The 8,832-nt window shown below is 40.3% G+C and carries 7 protein-coding genes, 1 tRNA gene and 1 CRISPR repeat array; of the genes, 2 read left to right on the top strand and 6 right to left on the bottom strand.

What is annotated here, in order from left to right:
* The first annotated feature begins 100 nt into the window (after positions 1–100).
* Positions 101–628 carry a hypothetical protein gene (locus tag RM368_RS37345; protein ID WP_322698732.1) on the top strand — a complete coding sequence of 176 codons (528 nt, stop codon included), beginning with the start codon at positions 101–103 and terminating at the stop codon, positions 626–628.
* Positions 629–716: 88 nt separating this feature from the next.
* Here RM368_RS37345 and RM368_RS37340 read toward each other — a convergent pair whose 3' ends face one another.
* Positions 717–878, bottom strand: coding sequence for a hypothetical protein (locus RM368_RS37340; protein ID WP_322641223.1), 162 nt, complete (start codon positions 876–878; stop codon positions 717–719).
* Between the two features lie 162 nt (positions 879–1,040).
* Here RM368_RS37340 and cas12k point away from each other — a divergent pair, with 162 nt between their 5' ends.
* A complete protein-coding gene (gene cas12k / locus RM368_RS37335) occupies positions 1,041–2,948 on the top strand; it encodes a type V CRISPR-associated protein Cas12k (RefSeq protein ID WP_322698731.1) in 1,908 nt (635 codons plus the stop codon).
* A gap of 487 nt (positions 2,949–3,435) precedes the next feature.
* Positions 3,436–3,851: a CRISPR direct-repeat array (repeat unit 37 nt; unit sequence GTTTCAATTACCATCCCGACTAGGGGTGGGTTGAAAG).
* A gap of 655 nt (positions 3,852–4,506) precedes the next feature.
* Here cas12k and RM368_RS37330 read toward each other — a convergent pair.
* The 5 genes from RM368_RS37330 to rsmA all read right to left on the bottom strand — a co-directional run bounded on the left by RM368_RS37330 (position 4,507) and on the right by rsmA (position 8,098).
* Positions 4,507–4,578 (bottom strand) — tRNA-Gly (locus tag RM368_RS37330).
* A 171-nt stretch (positions 4,579–4,749) separates the two neighbouring features.
* Complete coding sequence (locus RM368_RS37325) at positions 4,750–5,361, bottom strand: GerMN domain-containing protein (RefSeq protein WP_322698730.1); 612 nt, start codon at positions 5,359–5,361, stop codon at positions 4,750–4,752.
* A gap of 330 nt (positions 5,362–5,691) precedes the next feature.
* The gene (locus tag RM368_RS37320; protein ID WP_322674528.1) at positions 5,692–6,021 is read right to left on the bottom strand and encodes a DUF3082 domain-containing protein; all 330 of its coding nucleotides are present in this window, start codon (positions 6,019–6,021) and stop codon (positions 5,692–5,694) included.
* Between the two features lie 170 nt (positions 6,022–6,191).
* Positions 6,192–7,145, bottom strand: coding sequence for a 4-(cytidine 5'-diphospho)-2-C-methyl-D-erythritol kinase (ispE, locus tag RM368_RS37315; protein ID WP_322698729.1), 954 nt, complete (start codon positions 7,143–7,145; stop codon positions 6,192–6,194).
* A 104-nt stretch (positions 7,146–7,249) separates the two neighbouring features.
* On the bottom strand, positions 7,250–8,098 hold the full coding sequence (gene rsmA, locus RM368_RS37310) for a 16S rRNA (adenine(1518)-N(6)/adenine(1519)-N(6))-dimethyltransferase RsmA (protein ID WP_322698728.1): 849 nt from the start codon (positions 8,096–8,098) through the stop codon (positions 7,250–7,252).
* Between the last annotated feature and the right edge of the window lie 734 nt (positions 8,099–8,832).

The following is an 8,832-nucleotide window of genomic DNA, read 5'->3' as shown; positions in this document are numbered from 1 at the left end:
ATCTTAATGGGTTGCTTGCAATTTGAGTCTTTCTGCCAAAAGTGGATGCTCCCGATCACTGCCGCTTACTATTCTGCAAGCGGATTTTTCTTTTGATAGGTTGATTAGCGTTAGAAAACGTTACGGTGCAGTGTATCAGGGTTTAGCTGCTTTACTACGACGTGAGGGGGCAATTGATTGGTGTACGGGAGAAGAAATCAATGATGTGATTTATTTTGAAGAACAAATAGATTCGCACCATATCTTCCCTGTAGCATGGTGTCGCAAAAAAGGCATTGATCCCAAAAAGTATAATTGCTTGATTAACCGCACCCCTCTAAGTGCCAAAACGAACAAGAAAATTGGTAGTAAAGCACCTTCCGTTTATTTACAGGAGTTTGAACTTTCTGGGACATCAGTTACAAGACTTGATGAAATATTGCGATCGCACGCTATATCTCCAAAAACTTTACAGCGAGATGACTTTGAAGCATTTTTCCAGATGCGGGCAAATAATTTGCTGACGCTAATTGGAAAGGTGATGGGCAAAAGTTTAAGTTTTGAATCTCTTAAGGATTTTGGTGGGCAGTCTCATAACGGGAATAGCAGAGACTATAAGCTTTATCAGGAAATTATCACGAAATCTTAAGCCATCAGCATCATAATCCCCAACTTGACTCAATAGTGAAGTTTGTGGCAGTAAACATCACTGATAGCAAACACATCCCTCAATTTTCCTATTGCTGTTTTTCTGAAGACTCTTTTTTTTGCAACCAATCCTTAATTGCCTCCTCCAAAGCCGCAGTTTGCGTTACTTCCAGACGCGCACAGGCAATTTCAAACGCGATTTTTAAGCCTTTAGGGAGTCTCCCTCTAACCTCTCTAGTTTCTTCTGCCATCGTAATTTGAAGCCAAAGTTTGCGGCTTTCATTTTTGCACAGCCTCTCAGTAAAAAAACATTTGCGCTATTGCGTCGTTGCGGTATTGCGCTATACTTAAAGAAGTAAAAAAACAATTAACAACCCTGTCAGTGTTAGCGAATCCACAAAGCTGAGGACACCATGAGCGTTATTACAATTCAATGTCGCTTGGTTGCTGAAGAAGACATTCTCCGTCAACTGTGGGAACTGATGGCTGAAAAAAATACACCACTCATCAATGAATTATTGGCACAGGTAGGAAAACATCCAGAATTTGAAACCTGGCTAGAAAAAGGCAAAATACCTACCGAATTCCTCAAAACACTTGTTAACTCCCTCAAAACCCAAGAGCGTTTCGCAGGTCAACCCGGACGCTTTTACACCTCAGCGATCGCTTTAGTGGATTATGTATATAAATCCTGGTTCGCTTTACAAAAACGCAGAAAGTACCAAATAGAAGGGAAAGAGCGTTGGCTCACAATCCTCAAAAGTGATCTACAACTCGAACAAGAAAGTCAATGTAGCTTAAATACAATTCGGACTAAAGCTACCGAAATTCTTACCCAATTTACCCCTCAGTCCGAGCAGAATAACAACCAGAGAAAGGCTAAAAAGACTAACAAATCTACAAATTCCAAAAAATCTTCGCTGTTTAAAATTTTTTTAAACACTTACGAAGAAACACAAGAGCCTCTTACTCGTTCCGCTCTCGCATATCTGCTCAAAAATAACTGTAAAATCAGTGAACTCGACGAAGACCCAGAAGAATTTACTAGAAATAGACGCAAAAAGGAAATAGAAATTGAGCGATTAAAAGACCAACTTCAAAGTCGCATACCTAAAGGTAGAGATTTGACATGCAAAGAGTGGTTAGAAACTTTAGAAATTGTCACCGTCAATGTTCCTCAAAATGAAAAAGAGGCAAAAGCTTGGCAAGCAGCACTTTTAAGAAAAACTGCTGATGTCCCCTTTCCTGTAGCTTACGAATCTAATGAAGATATGACATGGTTAAAAAATGAAAAAAGTCGTCTCTTTGTTCGGTTCAATGGCTTGGGAAAACTGACCTTTGAGATTTACTGCGATAAGCGTCATTTGCACTATTTCCAACGCTTTTTAGAAGATCAAGAAATTAAACGCAATAGTAAAAACCAATACTCAAGCAGTTTGTTTACTCTCCGCTCAGGAAGGCTTGTTTGGCTGTCAGGTGAGCAAAAAGGTGAACCTTGGAAAGTAAATAAACTAAATCTTTACTGTGCTTTAGATACTCGGATGTTGACTAATGAAGGAACTCAACAGGTAATTGAAGAGAAAGTCACAAAAATTACCAAAATTTTAGTGAAACAAAAACAGAAAGATGACCTCAACCCTCAACAGCAAGCTTCTATTACTCGTCAGCAATCCACGTTAGATCGAATTCATAACCCTTTCCCTCGTCCCAGTAAGCCTAATTATCATGGACAACCCTCAATCCTAGTTGGCGTTAGTTTTGGTCTAGAAAAGCCAGTAACAGTAGCCGTGGTAGATGTTGTTAAAGGTGAGGTTTTAGCTTATCGCAGTGTCAAACAATTACTTGGTAAAAACTACAACCTTCTGAATCGCCAACGACAACAACAGCAACGCCTATCTCATGAACGTCACAAAGCTCAGAAACAGAATGCGCCAAATTCCTTTGGTGAATCAGAATTAGGGCAATATGTGGATAGATTGTTAGCTGATGCAATTATTACGATCGCAAAAACCTATCAAGCTGACAGCATACTTCTTCCCAAACTGCGGAATATGCAGGAGCAAATCAGCAGTGAAATTCAATCCAAAGCAGAAAAAAAATGTCCTGGTTACAAGGAAGCTCAACAAAAATACGCCAAAGAATATCGGATTAGCGTTCATCGCTGGAGTTATGGACGATTAATCGAGAGTATTCAATCTCAAGCTGCACAAGCTGGAATCTCTACTGAAATGGGGACACAGGCAATTGGAGGCAGTCCACAGGAAAAAGCGCGAGATTTAGCCCTCTTTGCTTACCAAGAACGTCAAGCTGCACTAATTTAGTTTACTAATCCGAACCTTGAAAATATAATATGGATACAACAGCGCCGCAGTTCATGTTCCTCTGTACTGTGAAAAATCTGGGTTAGTTTGGCAGTTGGAAGACTGTCATGCTTTCTGACCCTGGTAGCTGCCCGCTTCTGATGGTGCCATCTGTAGAATTCTATAGATGGGATAGGTGCGCTCCCAGCAATAAGGAGTAAGGCTTTTAGCCATAGTCGTTATTTATAACGATGTGGATTTCCACAGTGGTGGCTACTGAATCACCCCCTTCGTCGGGGGAATCCTCCTAAACATTTTTTTTGGCAAACCAAAGTGAGGGCAAAAACCTTGGGGGTCTGCCAAAATCTTGAATCCCTTGTCCAGTATTGATTTGACTCATTTGAGTATTAATGAATGTCCTCACTTGAGAGCAGAAAAACAAGTTTTTAAACAGGTCTGCCAAAATCGCATCTGGAAACCTGTATTGGCAATGGTCTAGGCGGGCGGGGTTTCAATTACCATCCCGACTAGGGGTGGGTTGAAAGAACTAAGAGAGTTATTTGCTCATTCCTGAGCGAAGCAAGTCTACGTTTCAATTACCATCCCGACTAGGGGTGGGTTGAAAGGTTCTATTCAATCGAAGTTATCTAGCCTTTCTGAAGCGTTTCAATTACCATCCCGACTAGGGGTGGGTTGAAAGGTTACCAGCGATCGTATTTAAAAGTTTGATTAGATTGTTTCAATTACCATCCCGACTAGGGGTGGGTTGAAAGAACTAATATGGATAAACCCAAAAGCAAGAAACAAAAAGGTTTCAATTACCATCCCGACTAGGGGTGGGTTGAAAGACGACAAGCGTTACACAAATTTTTCAGCACTAGCTCAAGGTTTCAACAACCATCCCGGCTAGGGGTGGGTTGAAAGGCTCTCTAAAACAGCGTTGGGTGCTGGGCATTTGTGGTTTCAATAACCTCCCGGCTAGGGATGGATTTAAAGTATTTGCGTCTGTTTCAATTAGTACTAGCTATTGATGCTCAAGAACCATCTCGTCTAAAAGTTGCTTAAGAGGGTTGAAAGGAATGTCATCTTCCCAATACTAAGGTGATTTACAAGAAAGAATTTACCGATTAAAAGAGCCAACAGCCGTTTTCCTCTACGATGGAATGATGTTGAGTGGTAATTTTTATTCTGGAAATCATATAAAGTGTCAAAATCCATATTGGCTAATGGAAGGTTGAAATAAATGAGTATTTTCTTGTAAAGACAATATGCTACCAGTTACTTTCACTGATTAGTTGCTTCATCATAATTATGTTTAATGGGTAAGGGTAGTTCTGAGAACGGAGTAGGAAAATTTACCCATTGAAACTTGGTTTAGCAGAATATTGGTGAGTAAGTTTAATTAAGTTTAATATAGAAGCTAGTGTGCTAATTAGAGCATAATCTAATACGACATTAATTTGCAAAAAACTAGCATAATTAAATTGACTCTAAAAAATAGCCCGACCGACATTAACTTGCGAAAAACGACACTAATTTGCGAATTGCGACATATAATCTGCGAATGTACAGATTTGAAAGCGGGCGATGGGACTCGAACCCACGACGTTCACCATGGGAAGATGACATTCTACCACTGAATTACACCCGCAAATTGCTAACATTAACTTATGCCTAAAATTAAGCATACCACTATTTACAGCTGTTTTCAATTGGCTAGAAAATATACTATTTTGACAACTACTGATGCATGAGTCCTGTAGCTCTTCACATTAGGAAATTTTTTTAGCTAGCTGATGACGACACTTATTACAATATTTAACTAAAGAACAATTTCCTCGCCTCGCTCCGTGAAGCGAACCTCTTTAATATTCCATTGAGCATTACTCGTTAAGGTTTTGCGGAGACTGCCAAACAGAGCAAACTGTTCGCAACTAGAAAGAGAACTTATTTGCCGCTTTGACTCAGGAGATATTCGTAAATCAACTGTAGCAATGCCATTTTTGATGTTGACACGATACCCAGATAAGCTAAAGTCGCTTGTATCTCGTTTTTCTAAGATTTTACTTACGACATTTCTCACTGGTTCCTCGGCTGGTACTGAAACCTTTTCTGGAATTAGTTTTTGACATTGGGTATCACTTGTGTATAGTGTTACGTTAGTAGTTTTGCTAGTGGCAACCTTAGAAGTTGGTGAGGAAGGCGTATTTTCCTTAGAAGATTCTTGATTAGGAGATTTTTCTCTTAACTGAGCTACGCTAGGAATTTGGCTGGGAGCCTGAGAAGGTAGGCTATTCGTCGGTGCTGGTGCTGTGGTAGGGTATGAAGTCGCGCTGTCAATCTTACCTGCGGTGGGGTTAGAACTACAACTACCGAGGCTCACAACTATTGTCACAAAAATAGGGGGTAAAAAATATCTCTTGATTGTGTTCATAAATTTTGCTTATAAATGATATTGTTATCTATTTCAGTGTCGTTGGTATCAATTCCGCATGGATTCGTGAATATTGATCCAGTCTATAAAGTGTCAACCCAAAATGTTTTAAAGTCAAATTTTATACTATTCACTAAAATTACAACATCTGCTATTCAAAAAGCTATGTCTGACAACATTAGGGATACAATAACTAGAGAATTATTGGAACCAGTAGCACTGCATCTGCGCCTGCTGCTGGTGCTAAATAAATTTGGCAAGAGTAAAATTAACTCCTTGGAGAATATTAGAAAAACTTGTGCTTTTAGATGACTTATTAAAAGCAAATTATTAGTTTTCACTACTTTTTTGCTTCGTCAATTGCTGCACTAATAATTGCACTCCCAAAGCCAACAAACCAATTGCTACTATAGCAAAAATCCCGCTACCTAAAGCAACTACACCAACAACCAGAGTGCGGACAGCAGAAGAAATCTTCACCACCAATGGATTGATTGAATGGATCGGTTTACTAGCAAAATTTGTTGCGATCGCAATCATCAGTGAATAGGCTGCAAATGCCATCCCTCCAGAAATCGCCGCCCCAGTAAAACAGCGTAACGGACTAGCTGTCACCTGTTCTTTAGCATTTGTTTGCGGCGTTAGATTTTGGTCATTCATAATATTTAGATTTTAGATGTTAGATTTTGGATTGGAGCATTAGGAATAATTATTGTCCTCAGCTAATCGTCATTCAAATTGCATCTCTGCCTCTTTACTAGCGATTTTAACTATGCAACTAAAAAATTTATCAGCTTATTTCTCATACTCCATTAACAATAAAGATTTATTTAAATTGAAGATGTCACCTGAATACCATGTGTAATTGTCCGAGTCACAAATAATTCTAAGTCTTCATCAATAATTGCTTCCCTAACTTGTAACTTCACTTGTTCTGCCTGCTGTTGAGACTCAAAAAGAGCAAATACTGTTGGGCCAGAACCAGACATCATTGTTCCTAAAACACCTTCTTGATTTGCAAACACTTCTCGCAGCTGCAAGACTTGGGGATAGTCTGGCAATACAACTCGTTCTAAATCATTGTGCAGTTTTCGGGCAATTTCTCCCGCATCTTTATCTAGGACAGCTTTTACTATTGCTCTTGAATGAACTGCATTAGCACGCGCTGTCAAGTTGTCGCTATCTCTAATATAAGAATGACCAAACTGCTGTCGATAGGTTTTGTATGCCCAAGCGGTGGAAACTTCCAAACTGCGGTATTTTGCTAATACTATATAAATACTATCCAAACTTGGCAACGGAGAAAGTTGCTCACCTCTACCTGTTGCGATCGCAGTTCCACCCGCTATACAAAAAGGTACATCTGAACCGAGTGTACCTCCTAACTCTTCTAACTCTGACTGAGTTAATCCCAACTTCCATAATAAATCTATCCCTACCAACACAGCTGCTGCATTTGTCGAACCTCCAGCCAACCCAGCAGCGACAGGAATCTGCTTATTAACGGTAATCTTCACACCTCCATGTCTAGCAAAGGCTTCGGGAAATTGCCTCACCATTAATTCTGCTGCACGGTATGCCAGATTACTTTTATCTGTCGGTACTTGTGGGTGGTTGCAGTGAACCCTAATAGTATCAGTGCTAATGGGACGCACATCAATTTTGTCTGCAAGTCCGATACTTTGAAGTATCATGGCTAACTCGTGATAACCATCGGAGCGATTACCAATAATTTCCAGATATAAGTTGATTTTGGCAGGGGCAATTAGGCTGTAGGAATGCATTTTATGGAAGTGGGGAAGGTGGGGTCCCCTCTGGGGATAAGGGGTAATGGGGAGTGGGAAATGGGGAATGAAGAAGGAGGAATGGGAAAAATCTGCCTTGTTCCCTACTCTCTACTTTCTACTCCCAATTCATTTGCTAAAATTACCCATTGCTGAACGCTGAGGTCTTCGGCTCTAGCTTGGGGATTTATTTTTAATTGTTCCAGTAAGTGGCTCAAGCGATCGCGTTCCATAACAGATTGCAAATTATTTCGTAACATTTTGCGCTTGGCACCAAATCCCAACTTTAAGAAATTCTCTAACTGTCGAGGATTAAGCGCTGGTATTTCTATTTTTCGGGGACGCAATCGCACCACTGCTGAATCGACTTTTGGCGGTGGATGGAATGCGGCCGCTGGAACTGTGCAGATTAACTCACACTCAGCCAAATACTGTACCCGCACACTCAACGCCCCAAAAGCTTTTGAGCCTGCTTTAGCATATAACCTTTCTGCTACTTCTTTTTGTACCAACAACACTATTGAGTCAAATGGTTCGGGATTAGGGTTAGCGATGGTACCCAGTAGTTTCTCAATGATTGGCCCTGTAATGTTATAGGGAATATTGGCTACTACCTTATTTGGCCTTTGGAAATTGGGAAAGGCTGCCAGATAAGATGGTAAATCTAGACTGAGAAAATCCCCCTGCAAAAGTAAAAAATTTTCAGTCTTACCAAGCTGCTTTGACAGCAGTTGGCATAAGTCGCGGTCTATTTCAACTGCAACCAGAGATTGCACTAAGGGTAATAAACGACGAGTCAGAAGCCCGGTTCCAGGCCCAATTTCCAGGACGCGTTCGCCCTTGGCGTTGGCGGAGCCATCGCTTTGTGTACACTCAGCTGCTTTAATAATTGCGTCTAGCGCCTTTTCACTTTTGAGCCAATGTTGAGCAAAGACCTTACGCGGTCGGATCATCTGTATTTATTGCCTAGTCTAGTTTTTAGCTGTTTATCAAAAATTCATTATAAATTTTGAAGTCCCTCTACAGCGCTAGATTCACTGTAACGCCTATCTTCTCCTCCAAACGCATTGCGATCGTAGTGATGGCGATCACGTAAATGTCAATATAAGCCTCACCTGTAGGATGGGAGTCTTAAACCGCAAACTTCCCAACAACTATGCTTTATATACATAATTAATTGATTTGGGCATTTGGATTCAAGATACATACCTCCAGCAAGACTACCTCCTGCCTTTTTCAATAATCATTAATTACTTAACTTGCATCAGATCCCATTTAGAGACAAGCAACGTGCATTATTCACACACTCAGGTTTAGCCACTTCGTTCTCGCCTTCCTCCTGTTGCTTAACCTAATTAACCTGAAAACAAGTCCAGGCAAGCGATTTGCCATTTTATAAAAAAAATAAATTTCCCCCTTGACAAACTAGGGGATGACTAGTTAATCTAGTTAAGTGGAAAGGCGACAGACGCCAAACCACCGCTGAACCTGTAAAACATAATACTTTGAAAGCTTAAGAAAAAACCAATCCTCGTCAAAAGATTTTGCTTTTGGTAAATCCAAAAGGATAATCAAAATTAATAATAGGATTCCGGAAAATATTTTTTTCGGAGCTACAAACTCTAAACACAACAAAACGGAGAGTTTGATCCTGGCTCAGGATGAACGCTGGCGGTATGCTTAACAC

It is taken from the genome of Nostoc sp. DedSLP03, from assembly GCF_034530815.1.
GTDB lineage: Bacteria > Cyanobacteriota > Cyanobacteriia > Cyanobacteriales > Nostocaceae > Nostoc.
The sequence above is the reverse complement of the archived record's forward strand: the minus strand, read 5'-3'. Positions and strand labels throughout refer to the sequence as shown.

Excerpts from the sequence above, each read along its gene's own strand:
- RM368_RS37340 (WP_322641223.1), bottom strand. The coding sequence starts at position 878 with ATGGCAGAAGAAACTAGAGAGGTTAGAGGGAGACTCCCTAAAGGCTTA.
- cas12k (WP_322698731.1), top strand. The coding sequence starts at position 1,041 with ATGAGCGTTATTACAATTCAATGTCGCTTGGTTGCTGAAGAAGACATT.
- RM368_RS37325 (WP_322698730.1), bottom strand. The coding sequence starts at position 5,361 with ATGAACACAATCAAGAGATATTTTTTACCCCCTATTTTTGTGACAATA.
- RM368_RS37320 (WP_322674528.1), bottom strand. The coding sequence starts at position 6,021 with ATGAATGACCAAAATCTAACGCCGCAAACAAATGCTAAAGAACAGGTG.
- ispE (WP_322698729.1), bottom strand. The coding sequence starts at position 7,145 with ATGCATTCCTACAGCCTAATTGCCCCTGCCAAAATCAACTTATATCTG.
- rsmA (WP_322698728.1), bottom strand. The coding sequence starts at position 8,098 with ATGATCCGACCGCGTAAGGTCTTTGCTCAACATTGGCTCAAAAGTGAA.